The 19564-nt window shown below is 72.0% G+C and carries 18 protein-coding genes and 1 pseudogene; 14 read left to right on the top strand and 5 right to left on the bottom strand.

Features of this window, described 5'->3' with window-relative positions:
- Positions 1–77 precede the first annotated feature (77 nt).
- Positions 78–338 (bottom strand): annotated as a pseudogene (locus tag ACGFMK_RS00940) (acyltransferase family protein); the annotation flags it as partial.
- Positions 339–570: 232 nt separating this feature from the next.
- A complete protein-coding gene (locus ACGFMK_RS00935) occupies positions 571–1461 on the bottom strand; it encodes a LysR family transcriptional regulator (protein WP_392755878.1) in 891 nt (296 codons plus the stop codon).
- Between the two features lie 92 nt (positions 1462–1553).
- Between ACGFMK_RS00935 and ACGFMK_RS00930 the strand changes: the two genes are divergently transcribed.
- From ACGFMK_RS00930 to ligD, 3 genes are all read left to right on the top strand, one after another.
- Positions 1554–2846: an FAD-binding oxidoreductase gene (locus ACGFMK_RS00930; RefSeq protein ID WP_392755874.1), complete on the top strand. Its 1293-nt coding sequence runs from the start codon at positions 1554–1556 to the stop codon at positions 2844–2846.
- Between the two features lie 61 nt (positions 2847–2907).
- Positions 2908–3705: an oxygenase MpaB family protein gene (locus ACGFMK_RS00925; RefSeq protein WP_392755871.1), complete on the top strand. Its 798-nt coding sequence runs from the start codon at positions 2908–2910 to the stop codon at positions 3703–3705.
- Positions 3706–3757: 52 nt separating this feature from the next.
- Positions 3758–4714, top strand: coding sequence for a non-homologous end-joining DNA ligase (gene ligD, locus ACGFMK_RS00920; RefSeq protein ID WP_392755868.1), 957 nt, complete (start codon positions 3758–3760; stop codon positions 4712–4714).
- Between the two features lie 18 nt (positions 4715–4732).
- Here the strand turns inward: ligD and ACGFMK_RS00915 are convergent, their stop codons facing one another.
- Positions 4733–5479 carry a CDP-alcohol phosphatidyltransferase family protein gene (locus ACGFMK_RS00915; RefSeq protein ID WP_392757537.1) on the bottom strand — a complete coding sequence of 249 codons (747 nt, stop codon included), beginning with the start codon at positions 5477–5479 and terminating at the stop codon, positions 4733–4735.
- Positions 5480–5549: 70 nt separating this feature from the next.
- Between ACGFMK_RS00915 and ACGFMK_RS00910 the strand changes: the two genes are divergently transcribed.
- The 6 genes from ACGFMK_RS00910 to ribA are packed head-to-tail and all read left to right on the top strand — an operon-like array spanning position 5550 to position 10487.
- Positions 5550–6512, top strand: a complete 963-nt coding sequence (locus tag ACGFMK_RS00910) for a zinc-binding alcohol dehydrogenase (protein WP_392755865.1) — start codon at positions 5550–5552, stop codon at positions 6510–6512.
- Between the two features lie 31 nt (positions 6513–6543).
- Positions 6544–6942, top strand: coding sequence for a 6-pyruvoyl tetrahydropterin synthase family protein (locus ACGFMK_RS00905; RefSeq protein ID WP_392755862.1), 399 nt, complete (start codon positions 6544–6546; stop codon positions 6940–6942).
- Positions 6939–8006 (top strand): glycosyltransferase family 4 protein, encoded by a 1068-nt coding sequence (locus ACGFMK_RS00900; protein WP_392755860.1) that lies wholly within the window; start codon positions 6939–6941, stop codon positions 8004–8006. The genes ACGFMK_RS00905 and ACGFMK_RS00900 overlap by 4 nt, the downstream gene beginning before the upstream one ends.
- Positions 8003–8833: an SAM-dependent methyltransferase gene (locus ACGFMK_RS00895; RefSeq protein ID WP_392755857.1), complete on the top strand. Its 831-nt coding sequence runs from the start codon at positions 8003–8005 to the stop codon at positions 8831–8833. Before ACGFMK_RS00900 ends, ACGFMK_RS00895 begins: the two co-directional genes overlap by 4 nt.
- Complete coding sequence (locus ACGFMK_RS00890) at positions 8830–9852, top strand: YbhN family protein (RefSeq protein WP_392755854.1); 1023 nt, start codon at positions 8830–8832, stop codon at positions 9850–9852. The genes ACGFMK_RS00895 and ACGFMK_RS00890 overlap by 4 nt, the downstream gene beginning before the upstream one ends.
- Complete coding sequence (gene ribA / locus ACGFMK_RS00885) at positions 9849–10487, top strand: GTP cyclohydrolase II (RefSeq protein WP_392755851.1); 639 nt, start codon at positions 9849–9851, stop codon at positions 10485–10487. The genes ACGFMK_RS00890 and ribA overlap by 4 nt, the downstream gene beginning before the upstream one ends.
- On the opposite strand, the gene ACGFMK_RS00880 is transcribed toward ribA, so the two are convergent.
- A complete protein-coding gene (locus ACGFMK_RS00880; protein ID WP_392755849.1) occupies positions 10476–11174 on the bottom strand; it encodes a creatininase family protein in 699 nt (232 codons plus the stop codon). The two genes, ribA and ACGFMK_RS00880, sit on opposite strands and share 12 nt — an antisense overlap.
- Positions 11175–11202: 28 nt before the next feature.
- Here ACGFMK_RS00880 and ACGFMK_RS00875 point away from each other — a divergent pair, with 28 nt between their 5' ends.
- From ACGFMK_RS00875 to ACGFMK_RS00855, 5 genes are all read left to right on the top strand, one after another.
- Complete coding sequence (locus ACGFMK_RS00875) at positions 11203–12003, top strand: inositol monophosphatase family protein (RefSeq protein ID WP_392757535.1); 801 nt, start codon at positions 11203–11205, stop codon at positions 12001–12003.
- 137 nt (positions 12004–12140) lie between these two features.
- Positions 12141–13628, top strand: a complete 1488-nt coding sequence (locus tag ACGFMK_RS00870; protein WP_392755847.1) for a serine/threonine-protein kinase — start codon at positions 12141–12143, stop codon at positions 13626–13628.
- A gap of 39 nt (positions 13629–13667) precedes the next feature.
- Positions 13668–14807 (top strand): glycosyltransferase, encoded by a 1140-nt coding sequence (locus tag ACGFMK_RS00865; protein ID WP_392757532.1) that lies wholly within the window; start codon positions 13668–13670, stop codon positions 14805–14807.
- 146 nt (positions 14808–14953) lie between these two features.
- On the top strand, positions 14954–15208 hold the full coding sequence (locus ACGFMK_RS00860) for a hypothetical protein (protein WP_392755844.1): 255 nt from the start codon (positions 14954–14956) through the stop codon (positions 15206–15208).
- A gap of 101 nt (positions 15209–15309) precedes the next feature.
- Positions 15310–16254 (top strand): RNA polymerase subunit sigma-70, encoded by a 945-nt coding sequence (locus tag ACGFMK_RS00855; RefSeq protein WP_392755842.1) that lies wholly within the window; start codon positions 15310–15312, stop codon positions 16252–16254.
- Here the strand turns inward: ACGFMK_RS00855 and ACGFMK_RS00850 are convergent.
- Positions 16241–19483 (bottom strand): GH92 family glycosyl hydrolase, encoded by a 3243-nt coding sequence (locus ACGFMK_RS00850; RefSeq protein ID WP_392755839.1) that lies wholly within the window; start codon positions 19481–19483, stop codon positions 16241–16243. The two genes, ACGFMK_RS00855 and ACGFMK_RS00850, sit on opposite strands and share 14 nt — an antisense overlap.
- Positions 19484–19564: the final 81 nt, after the last annotated feature.

Genomic DNA, 19564 nt, shown 5'->3' with positions numbered 1-19564 from the left:
GCGCCGATCCCGATCACGACCAGCAGGAACGGCCAGACGAGGCAAAACTTCTCCTCGATGCCCAGCGTCCACGAGCCGCTGAAGAAGTTGTCCGTGCCGTTGGTGAACGACGGCAGGAACTCGTTGAGGAACGTCAGGTAGAACTTCAGCGCGGTCGGGAAGCCGCGGGCGTGGAACTCCCCGCGCAAGATTACGAACGCGACGATGCCGCCGAGGATCACCAGGTACGGCGGCAGGATCCGGAACACCCGGCGGATGTAGAAGTTCGACAGCGAGATCCGGCCGGTGCGGTCCTGCTCGCGCAGCAGCAGCGTGGTGATCAGGAAGCCGGACAGCACGAAGAAGATGTAGACGCCGACCCAACCCGACAGTCAGCCCCAGTTCGGGCCGCCGAAGTGGAAGAAGATGACCATCGTCGCGGCCAGCGCACGCAGGCCGTCGAGCCCGGGGAAGCGCCGGCTGCCGAGGTACTCCTCATGGCTCATCGTGCGCAAGTCGTTCCCCCGTCGGTGTGATCGTCGCGGGCGAGCATATGGCGTCGCGGTGCGTGACCGACCCATGCCGCCAACCTCAGGAAGGCCGGGGCAGGTGCCTTCTGGCGAACGCGATCAAGGCCTTGGCCGCGGGTCCGGCGGGGCCCGGATCGCGCCACGCCAGGGCCAGCACGCCGCGCAGCCGCGGCCGGACGATGTCGAGCACCCGGACGTCGCCCTCGTGGTAGCGGGCGAGTGATTCCGGGACGACCGCGACGCCGAGCCCGCGCAGCGCCAGCTGCACCAGCACGTTCGGATCGGCCGCCTCGAACGCGATCCGGGGTGTCAGACCTTCGGCGGCGAACGCGCCGTCCAAGGCGGTGCGCAGGCCGGTGCCCTTCGGCAACGCCATCAGCGGCAGACCGGCCAGGTCGGCCAGCGCAACCTCCGTCCGGTCGGCCAGGGGCCCCGACGGTGCGGTGACCGCGAGAAACGGCTCGTCGATCAACACCTGCGTCGTGATGCCGGGCGGCGGGTCCGCGGCGAGGCCGACCACCGCCAGGTCGAGCCGACCCTCCCGCAACGCCGTCAGCATCGTGTCGGAGTTGGCCTCGGCCAGGGTGATCTCCACCGCCGGGTACCGCTCGTGGAACCGGGCGAGCAGGTCCGGCAGGCCGACCGGACCCGCCGACGTCACGGCGCCGAGCGCGACCTGGCCGCGGACGAGCCCGGCCAGCTCGTCGACGGCTTCGCGCACCCCACGCACCGCCGCGAGCGCGGCCCGCGCGTGCGGCAGCGCGGCCGCGCCGACGTCGGTGAGCCGGACCGTGCGCCCGGACCGGTCCAGCAGCTCCTGCCCGAGCTCACGCTCGAGCCGCCGGATCTGCGCACTGACCCCGGGCTGGGCGACGTGCATCCGCTCGGCCGCGCGCGTGAAGTTGCCTTCCTCCGCCACGGCGACGAAGTACGCGAGCTGGTGCAGTTCCATAAGCACTGATTCTAGCTTCCAGACAAACCAGATCTTGGACTTCTGATCGTCGCGGGCCGAAGGTGGAAGGAGCACCGAAGGAGGAGTTCACGATGGACGTCACCCCGCTCACCGGCCAGGTCTTCGAGCCCGGTCAGGACGGTTACGCCGAGGAGGTCGCCGGGTTCCAGCTCGCAGTCGCGAGCCGGCCCGCCGTGGTCGTCGGCGCCGAGACCGCCGACGACGTCGTCACCGCCGTCCGGTTCGCCGCCGCCCACGACCTGCCGGTCTCCGTGCAGGCCACCGGGCACGGCCTGACCGCGGGCACCGAAGGACTGCTGATCAGCACCCGCCGGATGACCGGCGTCGAGATCGACGCCGAGGCCGGCACCGCCCGCGTCGAGGCCGGGGTCCGCTGGGGCGCCGTCCTCGAAGCCGCCGCGAAGCACGGGCTCGCCCCGCTCAGCGGCTCGTCCCCGGACGTCGGCGTGGTCGGTTACACGCTCAGCGGCGGCTTCGGCCTGATGGCCCGGAAGTACGGCCGCGCCGCCGACCACGTGCGGGCGATCGACGTCGTGACCGCCGACGGCGAGCTTCGGCACGTCGAACCGGGCTCCGACCTGTTCTGGGCCCTGCGCGGCGGCCGGGCGGCCTTCGGGATCGTCACGGCGCTGGAGTTCGACCTCGTTCCCGTGGCCGACCTGTACGGCGGTGGCCTGTACTTCGACACGGCCGACATCCCTGCCGTGCTGCGGGCCTGGCGCACGTGGTCGGCGGCCGCGCCGGACACGCTGACGACGTCGCTCGCGTTGATCCCGTACCCCGACCTGCCGATGCTGCCGGAACCGTTGCGGGGCAAGCACATCGCGCACGTGCGCGTCGCCTACCTCGGCGACGGCGGTGACGAGCTGGTGGCGCCGCTGCGGGCCGCCGCGCCAGCGCTGATGGACACGCTCAAGCGGATGCCGTTCAGCGACTCCGGGTCGATCGCCGCCGAGCCGCCGAATCCGCATGGCTACCACGGCACCAACGCGACGGTCACCCAGCTCAACAACGCCATGCTCGACTCGGTCGTCGAGCACGCCGGTCCCGGTGCGGACGTCGACACCGTGCTGATCGTCGACCGGCTGGGCGGTGCGCTCGCCCGGACGCCGGAGGTGCCGGGCGTGGGCTGGGACAGCGCGGCCGAGTTCGTCGTGCGAGCGCTTTCGGTGGTCGGCGACGACGGGATCGGCCCGGTCCGGCAGGCCCACGCGAAGCTGTTCGACGCGCTGGCGCCGTGGACGACCGGGCGCCTGCTGCCGTTCGTGTACGGCGAACACGACCCAGCGGAAGTCGCCCGGAGCGTCTATCCGGCCGCCGACCTGCGGAAGCTTCGGGAGCTGAAGCCGGGCTTCGGCTCTTGACATGACGTCAACAGCGGCGTTTCCTGGGACGCGGAACCCGCTCACGCGAGGAGGCGTCCCGATGGCCGCGACCGCTCTCCGCGACGCCGTTCTCGGCGCCGGGCTGCTGGCCGGCAGCGCGAACGTGATCATGCAGCTCTCGCGCGCGCCGGTCGGCTACGGCGTGCTGGAGAGCCGGGTCGACAGCGGGAACCTCTTCCGGCATCCGGCGAAGCGGAAGCGGACCACCCTCACCTACCTCGCCGTCGCCACCATGGGTACCGACGCCGAGCGCGCCGCCTACCGCCGCGGCGTCAACCGGGCCCACACCCAGGTCCACTCGACGCCGGACAGTCCCGTCGCCTACGACGCCTTCGACCCCGATCTCCAGCTCTGGGTCGCCGCCTGCCTGTACAAGGGGTTCGAGGACGTCTACCTCGCGTTCGTGGGCGGCGATCCGGAACGGTTCTACCGCGAGGCCGCGACGCTCGGCACGACCCTGCAGGTCGACCCCGGGATGTGGCCGGGAGACCGCGACGCCTTCGAGGAGTACTGGACTCAGGGCGTCGCGGAGGTCGCGATCGACGACACCGTCCGCCGCTACCTGAACGACCTCGTCGACCTGCGGTTCCTGCCGCCCGCCGCGGCCGCGCTCGGCCGCCCGTTCCACCGGTTCGTCACCACCGGCTTCCTCCCGCCGCACTTCCGCGCGGAGATGCGGCTGACCTGGACCCCGGCCGACCAGCGCCGGTTCGACGCACTCCTGCGCGCGCTCGGCGTGTGCGTCCGCCGCAGCCCCGGGCCGCTGCGGCGGTTTCCGTTCAACCTCTGCCTCTGGGACCTGCGCCGCCGGCTGCGCACCGGCCGCCCGCCGGTCTGACGAAGCACCGCAGCGAGTTGACCGCTTCGCGCGCGGACGCGAAGGTGGGCCGATGAGCAGCGATGAGCTCCGTCACGGCGTCAAGTTGAGCAGCCTCGACCAGGAGGTCTTCCCGGAGGCGGGGGCCACCAAGCGCGACCTGCTCGACTACCTCGAAGCGGTCGCCGACCGGATGCTGCCGGAGCTGCGCGACCGGCCGCTGTCGGTGGTGCGGGTGCTGCGCGGCCAGGAGCCGTTCATGCAGAAGAACCTGCCGAAGTACACGCCGGACTGGGTGGCGCGGACGTCGCTGTGGGCCGACCGCTCCCGCCGTGAAGTCAGCTACGGGCTGGCCAACGACGTCCGCACGCTGGTCTGGTTCGGCAACCAGCGGGCGATCGAGTACCACGTGACGCTCTTCCGCGGCGAGCCGACGACCGGCCCGACGCACCTGGTCCTGGACCTCGACCCGCCGGAGGACGGTCCGTTCACGCTGGCGATCGACGCCGCGAAGCTGGTGCGGGAGGCGCTCAAGGCCGACGGTCTCGACGGCGCTGTCAAGACCAGTGGGTCGAAGGGCCTGCACGTCTTCGTCCCGCTCGCGCCGGGCCAGTCGACCGAGGACATCGCGGCGGCCACCCGGGCCGTCGCGGCCCGGGCCGAGCGCATCGACCCGGCCCGCGGCACGACGGAGTTCGTCAAGGAACGCCGTGACGGCAAGGTCTTCCTGGACTCGACCCGCTCCGGCGGCGGCACGGTCGTCTGCGTCTACAGCCCCCGCGTCCGCCCGGGTGCGCCGGTGTCGTTCCCGGTCCGCTGGGCCGACCTCGACGGGGTCAAGCCGGCCGACTTCACGGTGCACACGGCGCCGGGTCTGCTGGCCGACGGTGACCCGTGGACCGAGGAGATGCCGGAACCGTTCGTGCTGCCCGCGGACCTGGTCGAGGAGGGCCACACGATCCCGATCGCCCGGGTGGCCGCGATGCACGAAGGCAAGCGCCGCGCCAAGGCCGCCCGCGAATCCGGCTGAGGTGCCGCCTAACCGGGGTTAGGCGGCCTGGTTGTGGCTCGGCCAGGCCGTGCTGCGGGTGATCGTCACGATCGCGCTTGGGCGGGTGGCGGGGACTCGGGTCCGGGCCAGCCAGACGACGTCGCGGCCGAAGGACCAGACCAGGGACGCCAGCGCGACGGCCACCGCCGCGAACGTCCACGCCGCCGGCAGGATCTCGGAGACCGCCACCACCAGCACCACGCCCTGGACCGCGGCCACCGTCTTGCGCGCCATGCTCGGGTACAGCGGCGCCGTCAGCCAGGGCATGGCCCAGCTGGCCGCGACGAACGCGTACCGCATCAGGCCGATCGCGAGCACCCACAGCCCGGCCGTTTCGGCCACCTGGACGCACAGCAGCAGGATCAGGAACGCGTCGACCTCCATGTCGAAGCGCGCGCCGAACTCGGACGTCGTGCCGGTGCGGCGGGCGACCTGGCCGTCGACGCCGTCCAGGAGCAGGGCGACGGCGATGAGCCCGACCAGCCAGGCGTGCGGGTGACCGCCGTCGGCGATCAGCTCGGCGGCGCAGCCGACCAGCGTCGCGCGGGCGAACGTGATCCAGTCCGCCGGGCCGAAGCTCCCGCGCCCGGTGCGCCGCAGGCCCCAGCCCGTCAGCAGCACCAGCGCGAGCCCGAACACGAGCCCGGTCGCCCAGGCGATCGGCGCGAGGCCACCGGCGACGGCTCCGGCGGTGAGCACCCACGCCGGCACCGCCGCGCGTAGGAGAAGTCCGTGCTTGATCATCGTCCGCTCCGCGAATTTGCTCATAGGGTGGCGGCGACACCAGCCTCCGGTCGCCTGCTAGGAGAAACACGTGGAACGCGCTTTCTGGGTTCAAAAGCCGGGCGAAGGCGAGATCCGGCCCGTGACGCTGCCCGACCCCGGACCGGACGAAGTCCTTGTGCGCACGCTGTATTCGGGCGTCTCGCGCGGCACCGAGACCCTCGTGTTCCGCGGCGGCGTCCCGGCGAGCCAGTACGACGTCATGCGCGCGCCGTTCCAGGAGGGCGACTTTCCCGGCCCGGTCAAGTACGGCTACCTCAACGTGGGCGTCGTCGAGCAGGGCCCGAGCGAGCTCCGGGGCCGGACCGTCTTCTGCCTCTACCCGCACCAGACCGCGTACGTCGTCCCGGCGAGCGCCGTGACCCTGGTGCCCGACGACGTCCCGCCCGGCCGCGCGATCCTCGCCGGTACGGTCGAGACCGCGGTGAACGCCGTGTGGGACGCGCGGCCGCGGCTCGGCGACCGGATCGCGGTGATCGGCGCCGGGATGGTCGGCTGCAGCGTCGCGAAGCTCCTCTCCGGCTTCCCCGCGACGCGCGTACAGCTGGTCGACGTCGACCCGAAACAGAAAGAGGTCGCCGACGCGCTCGGCGTCGACTTCACGACGCCGGAGGACGCGCTGGGTGACTGCGACCTCGTCGTCCACGCGAGCGCGACGGAAGCCGGGCTCGCGAAGGCCCTGGAGCTGCTCGCGCCGGAGGGTGAGGTCGTCGAGCTGTCCTGGTACGGCGACCGGCGGGTGAGCGTGCCGCTCGGCGAGAACTTCCATTCGCGGCGGCTGACGATCCGCAGCAGCCAGGTCGGGACGGTCGCCCGCCCGGACCGCGACTACGCGCAGCGCCTCGGGGTCGCTCTCGATCTTCTGGCCGACCCGGCGTTCGAAGCGCTGGTCAACGGCGAATGCGTGTTTGACGAGCTGCCGTCCGTGTTACCCCGGTTGGCCGCGAATGAACTTTCCGCCCGCTGCCTCCGTGTCATGTATCAGCCGCAGTAACCACGTCCACCCGAACGCATCGGAGGTCTTGGTGTTCAGCATCACCGTCCGTGACCACGTGATGGTCGCCCACAGCTTTCGCGGGGAGGTCTTCGGACCCGCGCAACGCCTGCACGGCGCGACCTTCGTGGTGGATGCCACCTTCCGCCGCACCGACCTCGACGAGGACAACATCGTCGTCGACATCGGCAAGGCCACGGAAGAGCTCGGGGCGGTGCTGAGCGACCTGAACTACCGCAACCTCGACGACGAGCCGGTGTTCAAGGGCATCAACACCTCGACCGAGTTCCTCGCGAAGGTCATCGCCGACCGCCTCGCCGACGCCGTCCAAGCCGGACGTCTCGGCGAAGGCGCGCGTGGCCTCGAAGGCATCACCGTCTCGCTGAAGGAATCACACGTCGCCTGGGCGAGTTACGAGCGTGCGCTGTGAACAGCATCTACGTGATCCTGCCGGGTGACGTCGACGATCCGGCCGTCCCGAGCGGCGGCAACACCTACGACCGCCGGATGTGCGACGGCCTCACCGCGGCCGGGCTGGACGTGCACGAGATCGCCGTCCGCGGCAGCTGGCCGCGGCCGGACACCGAGACCCGCGCGGTGCTCGGCCACCTGCTCTCGGCGCTGCCGACCGGGTCCGCCGTGCTGCTCGACGGCCTGGTCGCGTGCGGCGTGCCCGAGGTGATCGTGCCGCAGGCGCGGCGGCTGTCGCTGTCGGTTCTGGTGCACCTGCCGCTGGCCGACGAGACCGGCCTGCCGCCCGCGCTCGCCGCCGAGCTGGACGCGCTGGAGCGCGAGACGCTGCACGCCGCGAGCTCGGTCGTCGCGACCAGCCAGTGGGCCGCGCGGCGGCTGATCCGCCACCACGGCCTGGCCCCGCACCGCGTCCACGCCGTGACGCCCGGGGTCGACCCGGCGCCGCTGTCGATCGGCACCGACGGGATGTCGCGGCTGGTCTGCGTGGCCAACGTGACCCCGCGCAAGGGCCAGGGCGTGCTCGCCCAGGCCCTCGAAACCGTCGCCGACCTGCGCTGGACCTGCGAATGCGTCGGCGGGATCCGCCGCGAGACGAAGTACGTCGAGCGCCTGCGCGAACACCGCCTCGGCGCCCGCTTCACCCTCACCGGCCCGCGGTCCGGCCAGGCGCTCGCCACGACCTACCACACCGCCGACCTGCTGGTGCTGCCTTCGCGCGCCGAGACGTTCGGCATGGTCGTCACCGAGGCCCTCTCCCGCGGCGTGCCGGTGCTGACCACCGACGTCGACGCGCTGCCCGACACCGTCGGCGTCGCGCCGGACGGCACGGTCCCCGGGATGCTCGTGCCGGGTGACGACGTCGAAGCGCTCGGGGCCGCGCTGCGCCGCTGGCTGACCGAGTCCGACCTGCGCAAGCGTTTGCGCACCTCGGCGAAGCTGCGCCGCGAGACGCTGACCGGCTGGGACGACACCGCGCGCCGGATCGCCGAGGTTCTCCAGCGGCAGGAGGCAGCCGCATGAGTGCCTACTCGCCCGAGTGGCTGAGCCTGCGGGAGCCCGCCGACGCGGCGGCCCGCGCGCCCCAGCTGCTCGAACCGCTGCGGGACTACCTCACCGACGACGAGGAGGTCGTCATCCGCGACCTCGGCTGCGGCACCGGCTCGCTCGGCCGCTGGCTGGCCGCGCGGCTGCCCGGCACCCAGCACTGGATCCTGCACGACCACGACACCGACCTGCTCGCCCACGCCGTCGCCGGCCTGCCGCGGACCGCGCTCGACGGCAGCCCCGTCGAGGCCGTCACCGAGCAGCGCGACGTCACGGCGTTGCGCGCCGCCGACCTCGACGGGACGTCGCTGGTCACCGCGTCGGCGCTGCTCGACCTGCTGACCAAGGACGAGGTCACGGCGCTGGCCGGGGCGATCGTCGAGGCCGGCTGCGCCGCGCTGCTGATGCTTTCCGTGGTCGGCCGCGTGGAGCTGGCGCCGGCCGACCCGCTCGACGACGAGGTCACCGCCGCCTTCAACGCCCACCAGCGCCGGATCACCGGCGGCCGCCGCCTGCTGGGTCCGGCGGCGCTCGACGTCGCCGCGACCGCGTTCGGCCGGCTCGGCGCGACCGTGCTCCGCGCGGACAGCGCCTGGCGGCTCGGCCCGGACCAGGCCGAACTGCAGGGCAAGTGGCTCGAAGGCTGGGTCGGTGCCGCCGTCGAGCAGGTCCCGGACCTGCTCCCCGCCGCCGACGTCTACCTGCAGCGACGGCTGGAGATGGCCGCCGCCGGCGAGCTGTACGCGGTGATCCACCACGGCGACCTGCTGGTCCTCCCGCCGAGCCTGGAGGTGGCGGCGTGAAGCGCGCGCTGGCCTGGCTGCGCATCCTCGGCGCCGTCGGCATCCTCGCCGTGCTCGTCTGGCAGCTCGGCAGCGGTGCCTTCCTCGACGGCCTCGGCCGGATCGACACCGTCGGCGTCATCGCCGCGCTCGGCATCGGCTTCGCGACGACGCTGTTCAGCGCGGGTCGCTGGCAGATCGTCGCCACCCGGCTCGGCCTGCGGCTTTCGCTGCGGACCGCGGTCGGCGACTACTACCGCGCCCTGTTCCTCAACGGCGTGCTGCCCGCGGGCGTCCTCGGCGACGTCCACCGCGCGGTCCAGCACGGCCGCGAGTCCGGCGACGTGCCGCGCGGCGTGCGTGCCGTCGTCCTCGAGCGCACCGCCGGGCAGGTCGTGCTGATCGGCTCCGCGGTCACCGTCGTGCTGGCCTGGCCGGGGGTCGTGCCGGGTGCGTTCCGCCAGGTCGTGACGCTCTGCGGGGTCGTCGTGGTGCTGCTCGCGGTCGCCGCGGTGGTGGTCGGCCGGGTGGCCGGCGGCCGCTGGATCCACAGCCCGTCGAAGGTGCGCCGCGGCTTCGCCGCCACCCTCGCCGACGTCCGGCTCGGCCTGCTGACCCGCGAGACGTGGCCCGCCGTGGGCTTCCTGTCGGTCGCGACGCTGGCCGGGCACCTGGCCCTGTTCGTCGTCGCCGCGCGGGTCGCCGGGGTGGACGCGCCGGTCGGGCAGCTGCTGCCCCTGATGATCCTCGCGCTGCTCGCGATGGGTCTCCCGCTCAACGTCGGTGGCTTCGGCCCGCGTGAAGGCGTCTGCGCCCTGCTCTTCGGCGCGGCCGGCCTCGGCGCCGCCCAGGGTGTCACCGTCGCCGTCGTCTACGGCGTGCTCTCGCTGGTCGCGAGCCTGCCCGGCGCCGGTGTCCTGCTCGTCCGGAGCGTCGCCGGGTTCCGCCTGGCCCGCGCTCCGCACGCCGGAACGCTCGTTCCCGCCCCGCGCACGGCGGCCGACGTTCCTGTCGAATCGGAGATGGGATTGAAGTCATGACCGCAAGCGAAGCCGTCGAAAACCTGCCGCACCGGGCCGTGGTCGAGCGGGTGGTCGACACCCGGCTCCCGACGCGGCACGGGACCTTCCGCGCGGTCGGCTACCTCGACCGGACCGGCACCGAGCAGGTCGCCCTGGTCCATGGGGAGATCACCGAGCTCGGGACGCTCACCCGCGTGCACAGCGAGTGCCTGACCGGCGACGTCTTCGCGTCTACGCACTGCGAATGCGGCGACCAGCTCGCGGCGGCCCTGGACCGGATCGTCGAAGAGGGCGCCGGCGTGCTGATCTACGTCCAGGGCCACGAGGGACGCGGCATCGGCCTGCTGGCCAAGCTCAAGGCGATGCGCCTGCAGGACGAAGGCCTCGACACGGTCGACGCGAACGTGGCCCTCGGCCTGCCGATCGACGCTCGCGACTACCACTCGGCGGCCGGGATCCTGGCCGACCTGGGGGTCCGCTCGGTGCGGTTGCTGTCGAACAACCCGGAAAAGGCCAACCAGCTCACCCGCTACGGAATCCGGATCAGTGAACTGGTTCCGCTGCTGGTTCCGCCGAATCCGGAGAGCCTCCGCTATCTCCGGACGAAGGCCGAGCGGATGGACCACCTGCTCCCGCACCTGTCAGGCGCGTAGCACCGCCAGGACGGCGGAGAAGCGCTGGACCAGCGTGTCCAGCACGACGTGCCCCTTCGCCGCGCTCGCCAGCGACGGACGGCCGACGACGCCCGACTCCGTGTACGCCCGCAGGCCCAGCGTCAGCAGGTGTTCCCGGTCGGTGACGTGGTCGGCCGTCTCGTAACCGGACCGGACCAGGTGCGGGTGCGCGTGCAGCAGGATCGACGTCTCCAGCTCGCCCGCGTGCATGTCGTCGTCCAGCGACGTCCGCAGGCCGGCCGCGGTGTGCGCGGCCTGCCAGTCGGTGACGGCGGGGAACAGCGCCATCGACCCGTTCGACTCCTGGACCACATTGGACAGTACGTAGTTGCCGCCGTGCCCGTTGACCAGCACCAGCCGGTCCACGCCGGACGCTTTCAGCGAGTCCGCGACGTCGGTGACGACGGCGTGCAGCGTGCGCGCGGAGATGCTGACCGTGCCGGGCCACGCGGCGTGCTCGTGCGAGCAGGAGATCGGGAGCGGGGGCAGGTGCAGCACGGGGTGGACGTCGGCGACGGCCTTCGCGAGCGTCGCCGCGATGACCGTGTCGGTCACCAGCGGCAGGTGCGCGCCGTGCTGCTCGAAGCTGCCGACCGGCAGCACCGCGACCTTCGCGCCCCGCCGCCGCTCGTCGGCCGTGGTCGCGAGCGGGAACAGGTCGGTCATGGCGCGTCCCTTCTCTATGTTGGGTGGCATGAGCGAGCATGCCGCACTACTGGACGTCGCGCGCGAGGCCGTGGCGAAGGCGACCGGGATCATCCGGTCGCGCCCGAACTTTTCCGTTTCCGCGAAAGGCGATCGCGACCTGGTGACCGACGTCGACACCGCGGTCGAGGACGCGCTGCGCGAGTTCCTCGCCGCCGAGACACCCGGGATCGGCATCCTCGGCGAGGAGCGCGGGCGCAGCGGCGACAGCAGTGACCTGTGGTGGGCGCTCGATCCGATCGACGGCACCGCGAACTTCGCGCGCGGAATTCCACTCTGCGGGATTTCGCTGGCGCTCGTGGACGGTGCGCAGAGCACGGTCGCGGCGATCACCCTGCCCTATCTGGGCGTCACCTACACGGCCGCGCAGGGCGAAGGGGCGTTCGCGAACGGGGAGCGGGTCGGCGCGTCCGCCGCGTCCGAGCTGTCGGACGCCATGATCGCCGTGGGTGACTTCGCGATCGGCGAACTCGCGGACGAGAAGAACCGCGCGCGGCTGTTGCTCCTTTCGGACCTGGGCGCGCGGGCGCAGAAGATCAGGATGTACGGCAGCGCGGCGATCGACCTGGCGTGGGTGGCGGACGGAAAGCTCGACGCAGCACTGATTCTGTCCAACAACCCGTGGGACACGATGGCCGGTGTGCTGCTCGTGCGCGAGGCCGGCGGCGCCGTCGTCGACCGCGACGGAAGCGAGCATTCGGTCGATTCCGCCGCGACGATCGCGGTCGGTGCCGGGCTGCGCAAGGAGATCGTGGACGCGCTTGATCGTGCGTATGGGGTTGTTCGTTAGGATTTCGGGGTACACGGTGGGCAGCGCCACGTGCGTGATTGCACTGTCCGCGCAAGGTTTTCGGTTACGTTGGTACCGGTCGGCGGATGAGCCTGGCATGCTGGCCGGATCTCGTGGGCCGCTTCGGAGAATGGTGGATGCTCGTGGAAAGTCGCCGGATCCGCGATCGGTACCGGCTGATCGAGCCGATCGGCGGCGGTGCGATGGGCACGGTGTGGCGCGCGCAGGACGAGATGCTCGGACGCACGGTGGCGATCAAGGAACTCCTGCTGCCGCACGACCACGACGAGGACCGCACCGAAGAAGCGAAGAACCGCGCGATGCGCGAGGCGCGGATCGCCGCCCGGCTGCAGCATTCCCACGCGATCACGGTGTTCGCCGTCCTCGAGGAAGAGGACCGGCCGTGGCTGGTGATGGAGTACCTCGCGTCGAAGAGCTTCGCCGTCCTGATCCAGGACGAGCCGGTCCCGGTCGACGACGCCATCCGCATCGGCGCGCAGATCAGCTCCGCGCTGGCCGGCGCGCACCGCGTCGGGATCGTGCACCGCGACGTGAAGCCGGCCAACATCCTGGTCTCCGACGACGGCACGGCGAAGATCACCGACTTCGGCATCTCCCGCGCGATCGGTGACGTCAAGCTCACCGCCACCGGCGAGATCGCCGGAACGCCCGCGTACCTCGCGCCCGAGATCGCCCGCGGCGAGGACGCGAGCTTCGCGGCGGACGTCTTCTCCCTCGGCGCCACGCTGTACGCCGCCGTCGAGGGCACCTCGCCCTACGGCACCGCGGACAACCCGATCGCCTTGCTCTACAAGGCGTCCAGCGGGGAGATCGAGCCCCCGGTCAAGGCCGAGCGGCTGACCCCGCTGCTGCTGCGGATGCTCGCCACCGAGCCGGACGAGCGGCCGTCGATGGACGAGGTCGAGCGGGAGCTGCGGGCGCTGCTGACCGACGAGGAGCCGGGGGAGGCCGTGCTCGCGGCGACGATCCCGGAGGCCCCGGCCGCGGTGCCCGACATGCCGGCCTCGGCCGCCGTCCCGCCCCCGGCGGGCGAGGTCGCCACGGTGTCACCCGGCGCCCGCAAGGGCATGATCGCCGTCGGTGCGGGCGCGGCGCTGCTGTGCGTCGCGGTCGTCGTGGCGATCCTGCTGGTCGTGCGCCAGAGACCGCCGCAGGACAACGCCGCCCCGCCGGCGTCGTCCACACCGCCCTCCACCTCGGCTTCGGCCCCTCCCTCCACCTCGCCGTCCCCGACGCCCGCGCCCACGTCGGCGCCCTCGACGTCGGCGCCGCCCACGTCACCGACGGTGTCGACGGTGGCGTCCGCGACGACCGCGGCCGACGCCCTGTCCTCCTACTACAAGCTGCTCCCGGGGAACCTCACACAGGCCTGGGGCCTGCTGACCGATCACTTCAAGGCGTCCAAGCACCAGACCTTCCAGACGTACGAGGGGTTCTGGGGCGGGTATTCGCAGGTCAACGCCACGAGCGTCACGGAGAGCGGGCCGGGCCGCGTGACCGCCCACCTCGTTTACATCCTCAAGGGCGGCGGCAGCAAGAGCGAGACGAACACGTTCACCATGGTCCAGGTGAACGGTGTTTGGATGATCGACAGCCAGAGCTGAACCGTTCGGCCACCGCCCGCGTGTGACAGATGAGCCGTCATCGTCGTCGACCGCGCTGGAGGTAGCCGTGCCCGATTCCACCGCTGTGCCCCGGCGCTCGCGATGAGGCCCGCCGACCCGATGGTCTTCATCCTGCCTGCCGCGCCGCCGGGCAGTGACACCTACGACAAGCGCATGTGCCAGACCCTGCCCGCCGTCGGGCAGCCGGTGCTGGAGCTGCCGATCGACGGCGACTGGCCGGAGCCCGACGCCACCGCGCGCAGACGGCTCGCGCGGTCGCTCACGGCGTTGCCCGACCGGACGGTGGTGCTGCTCGACGGCATGATCGCGTCCGGCGTGCCCGAGATCGTCGTCCCGCACGCCCGGCGGTTGCGCTTGGCCGTGCTGGTGCACCAGGCCCTTGCCGACGAGCCCGGCCTCGACCCGGCGCACCGCGCGGAGCTGGACGCGTGCGAGCGCGAGACGCTGCGGATGGCCGGCATGGTCGTCGCGACCAGCCCGTGGCTGGCCCGGCTGCTGATCGACCGCCACGACCTCGACCCGGGCCGCGTGTACGTGGCCAAGCCGGGCACCGACGCGGCGCCGCTGGCCGCGGGCGCGGACGGCGTGTCCCGCCTGCTGTGCGTCGGCGACGTCGCCCGCCGCAACGGCCAGGACGTGCTGGTCGAGGCCCTGGGCGAGGTCGACCACCTGGCGCTGTCGTGCGTCTGCGTCGGCTCCCTTTCCGTTTCTCCCGGCTACGTGGATGAGCTGGGCTGGTCGATCGAGCGCCTGGGCCTGGGCGGCCGCATCACCCTGGCCGGCGACGCGGTGGACCTGGGAGCGGCCTACAACGCGGCGGACCTGCTGGTGATCCCGTCGCGCGGTGGCGCGTCGGGCATGTTCGTCGCGCAGGCCCTGGCCCGCGGCATCCCGGTCCTCGCCACCGAGGTGGGCGGCGTCTACGACGCGCTGGGCGTCGACGCGGACGGCGAGATGCCGGGACTGCTGGTCCCGCCGAACGACCCGTTCGCACTGGCGGACGCCCTGCACCGCTGGTACGCGGACCCGGAACTGCGCCGCGCACTGCGCACGGCGGCGTTGGGTCGCGGGAGCGCGTTGGAGGAGTGGGACGTGGCGGCGCGGCGGCTGACGCACGTGCTGTCGCGGCTGGCGTCGGAGCCGCGCATCGTGGCTTGACCCGGGCAGCGGGTGGCAGTCTGGCCGGATGTGGCCCAGACGCCGGACCTCGTCGCCGACCGAACTCGCGTCCGAGCGAGGCTATCTGGAGCTGGTCGGGCGGCAGCTCGACCTTCCGCTCCGGGACGTCTTCCTCGGCTTCCGCGATGCTCGGCATCCCGGAGATCCCGGCGCGGGCGTCGATCGCCCTGCCGCTGGTCGCCATGGTCACGCTGCTGACCGGGCTGGAGACCTTCTTCACCTGGCGGTCGCGCTGGCTGCTCATGGAGGAAACGCAGTACCGGATGAACCGGCTGCGTGACGAGATGGACTACTACCTGGTCACCACGCCCGCGGCGGAACTCGGCGGGACCGGCTCGACGCCTTCTACGCCGAACAGCAGGACCTGTGGGCCGACGTGAGCCGCCGGTGGGTCGAGTTCCGGAAACACGACCGAGCACCCCAGCCGGAAGTCCGGCCCTCCTGACCGATTCCTTTCGCCGCTCCCGCCGGTCAGAGCATCATGACCGTCGTGACTCCGGACTTCGAGGCCTTCCGGCGCGAGCTGCTGGCGCACTGCTACCGCATGCTCGGCACCCCCGACGAGGCCGAGGACGTCGTGCAGGAGACCTACCTCCGCGCCTGGCGTGCCTACGACCGCTTCGAGGGCCGCGCGTCCCTTCGCAGCTGGCTCTACCGGATCGCCACCAACGCCTGCCTGACCGCCCTCGAGCAGCGGGGACGCCGGCCGCTGCCGTCCGGCCTCGGTGCGCCGACGTCCGACCCGGACGCCCCGCCGATCGCGGCCGAGCCGGGCGACCTCTGGCCGAGGCCGATCCCGGACGCCCTGATCACCCCCGAAGACGAAGACCCCGCGGCGATCATCGCGGCACGCGACGGCGTCCGTCTCGCGCTCATCGCCGGGCTGCAGCTGCTGCCGCCGAGGCAACGCGCCGTGCTGATCCTGCGGGAGGTGCTCGCGTTCCCGGCGTCCGAGGTCGCGGAGATGCTCGGCACCAGCATCGCGGCGGTGAAGAGCACCCTCCAGCGCGCCCGCGCCACTCTCAACACCGCCCCGGACGTGCAGGAACTCACCGAGCCGGAGCAGCGCGAACTCCTGGACCGCTACATGTCGGCGTTCATGAACTCCGACCTGAACGCGCTGGAGCAGGTCCTGCGCGACGACGCCGTGATCGAGCCGGTCCCGTCCCGCACGTGGTTCGCGGGCAAGCGCACCTGCGTCGCCTTCCTGCGGCACGTGATGGGCGAGCCGGGCGAGTGGCACATGACGCCGACCCGAGCGAACGGCCAGCCCGCGGCGATCACCCACTACCGCGGCGAGCCGTACGGCATCGCCGTCCTGACCGCCAAGTCCCAAGGCATCGCGCGGATCACCGTCTTCGGCTTCCCTGACCTGGTGGAACGGTTCGCCGGCGCACCGGCGAACCGAACCGTCACGCCAGGGTGAGCGCGTAGATCTCGACCCGCGGGTCGTTCGGCAGGCTCACCGACTGCAGGGGCTTGCCCGCGTCCAGCGCGGCCGAGATGCCGAACAGCCGCACCGGCGGTCCGTCGACGCCGCTGCCCGCCTTGATGCGGTGCGGCATGTCGAGCACCACCGGGCTGCCCGAGCCGGCCCAGTCGCCGAACGTCGCGGCCAGGTCGGCGCTCGTGCCGTCGGTGTAGTGCGCCGTCAGCGTGGTCGTCACCGGCCCGTTGTGCGACGACCCGACGAGCCGCAGCGAACCGTGCGCACCCGCCGGGAGCAGCAGCGACTGGCCCCGCGCCTCGACGAGGTTCGCCGCGGTGCCTGAAGCGTCCGGCGCCGCGTACGTGACGCCGTCCCAGGTCACCGGGCCCGCCGGCGGCAGCAGCGAGGCGTCGTAGCTCCAGCCGCCGCCGTCGAAGTTGCCTTCGGTGGACGCCGCCACCGTCGCCGTGCCGTCGTGGTTGTAGTCGCGGCCCAGGTCGACCGCGCACTGCGTCCCCGAGGTCACGCACGCCGACGGCGTCCGCACCTCGATCGTCGCCGAGCGGGTCACCGTGTTCGCGCCCAGCCCGGCCACCTTGACCTGCACCGGGTACGTCCCGGCGGCAGCCCCGGCGGGCACCGTCACCGTGATCGGCACCGTCTTCTGCACCGGCAGCCGCCCGGACCAGATCAGGTCGACCGGCTGGACCTTGGCCTTCCAGCCCGACGGCGCGGTCGCCGTCACGGTCACCGGCTGCAGCAGCGGGTTCTGCGCGAGGACGTCCAGGTCGAGGTGCACCTGCTGGGCCGCGCCGGCGGGGATCACCACGGACGTCTGCCGCAGCGACGCGTCGACGTGCCGCCGCAGGTCTCCGACGGCGTTGTTCACCGAAGGCGGCTCTGCAGCGGCCGAGGTTCCCCACGAAGACGGCTTCGACCCGAGTTTGTGCGAAAGCGTTCCGCCGTGCGAAAGAGCGGACCAGTCCAGCGAGGTCTGCCGGACGTCACGGCCGTTGAGCGAGACGCTCTGGACGTACCGGTTGGTGTCGCTCGCCCCCGGCGCGTTCACCGTGAGCGTGCCGCCCTGCGAACGCCCGTACTGTCCGATCCGGACGGTCGCCGACTCGAACTGCGGGCTCGACACGGCGAGGAAGTTCGCGCCGCTCATCGTCGGGTACAGCCCGAGCGACGAGAAGACGTACCACGCGGACATCGTGCCGAGGTCGTCGTTGCCGGTCATGCCGTCGGGGCCGGTGGTGAACAGCGTCATCGCCGCGCGGACCACCGTCGCGGTCTTCGCCGGCGCGCCGACCCAGTTGTACATGTACGGCGCGAGCAGGTCGGGCTCGTTGTTCGGGTTGTAGGTCGGCTTGCCGTAGTAGTCGTACGGGCTGGAGATCCAGTCGTTGCGCGCGGTGCCCGCCGGGTCCGTGAGCAGCTTGTCGTAGACGAAGAAGGAGTCGAGCCGCTTCTGCGTCGCGGGCTTTCCGCCCATCAGCGAGACGAGGCCGGCCGGGTCCTGCGGCACGAGCCACTGGTACTGGTAGGCGCCGCCCTCGTGGAACTGGTGGTCGGCGTCGACCGGGTTGTACGGCGTGAGGAACGTGCCCTCGGTCGTGCGCGGGCGGAACGCCTGCGTCGAGGAGTCCCAGAGGTTCTTGTACCACTGGCCGCGGTCGGCGAACATCCGCGCGTCGGCCTGGTGGTTAAGGCCTTTCGCCATCAGCGCGAGTGCCGCGTCGGCCGCCGAGTACTCCATGGTCGCCGACGCCGGGTGCTCGCAGTCGTTGTCGCCGCCCTTGGCCGCGCAGTCCGTGCCCAGCGTGAGCCCGCTCGGGATGTACCCGCGGTCGTTGTAGTAGTTGACGCCGGAGCGTCCGTTGTACGGCGAATCGGCGGGCGGCGTGCTCGTCGCGTTCTTCTTGAGCAGCGCGTACGCCTCTTCCTCGTGCCCGGCGAGCAGGCCCTTCGACCACGCCTCGACGAGGAACGGCGTCACCGGGTCACCGGTCATGATGTTGGTTTCGCTCTCGGCCAGCGCCCACCGCGGCAGCCACCCGCCGTCGCGCCCGATGGCGACGACCGACAGCGCGACGTCCCGCGCGACCTGCGGTTCGAGCATCTCGAGCAGCTGGTTCTGCGGCCGGTAGGTGTCCCAGAGCGAGAAGTTCTGGTAAGGCGTGTAACCACTCGCGGTGTGCACCTTGCCGTCGAAGCCGGTGTACGCGCCGTCCGTGTCGCCGGCCAGGTTCGGGTGCAGCTGCGCGTGGTAGAGCGCGGTGTAGAACGCCGTCTGCCGCTCGGTGGTGCCGCCGCCGATCTTGATCGCGCCGAGCTTGTCGGCCCACTGCTGGTGCAGCGCGGTCTTCGTGGCGTCGAAGTCGAAGTCCTTGGTCTCCGCCGCCAGGTTCTTCCGCGCGCCGTCGAGCCCGGTGTAGGACAGGCCGACCTTGAGCACGACGTCGTGGTCGGTGGTGGCGTCGAAGCTCGCCCAGGCGCCGTTGCCGCCGGTGCCCGCGGCGTCGCGGCTGCCGTCGGTGCGCGTCGAGCCGCGCCAGGTGCCGTAGGAGCTGAACGGCCGGTCGAAGGTGGCGGTGAAGTAGACGGTGTGCTCGTCGTGCCCGGCGCAGAACCCGCCGGCGCGCACGCGGCCTTCGAGCGTCCGGTCGCCGACGACGTGGATCTCGGAGTCCTTGACGGACTGGTTGGCCTGCCCGGTGTTGAACAGGACGTTCGCCTGCCCGGTCGACGGGAAGGTGTAGCGCTGCCAGCCGGTGCGCGCGGTCGCCGTCAGCTCGGCGTTCACGCCGTACTTCTTCAGGGCGACGCGGTAGTAGCCGGGCTCGGCGTGCTCGTCGTCGTGGCTGTAGGTGGACTTGTAGGCGTCCTTGTCAACGTTGTCGACGGCGCCGGTGGTCGGCATGATCGGCAGCTCGCCCATGACACCGCAGCCGACGCCGGACAGGTGCGTCTGGCTGAAGCCGTAGATCGCGTTCTGCAGGTAGTCGTAACCACCCTGCCCGCCGGTGTCCGGGCTGACCTGCACCATCCCGAACGGCGCGCTCGCCCCGGGGAAGGTGTTGCCGAAGTTCTGCGTGCCGACGAAGGGATTGACCAGGCTCACCGGGTCCGGCACCGGCGCGGCCTGCGCCACCGCGGGCGCCAGCCCGGTGACCACCACCCCCACCGCCACCGCGGCGGCCAACCGTCTGCTCTGCGACCACATGGGCGCACCTCTCAGGATGACAACGTTGTCAGAAGCGGACCTTCGGTCACGTCCTCGGTCCGGTGAGCACCTTTCCACCTC

The sequence above is a fragment of the Amycolatopsis sp. NPDC049252 genome, from assembly GCF_043197175.1.
Taxonomy (GTDB): domain Bacteria; phylum Actinomycetota; class Actinomycetes; order Mycobacteriales; family Pseudonocardiaceae; genus Amycolatopsis.
This window is presented reverse-complemented; position numbering and strand designations above follow the sequence as displayed.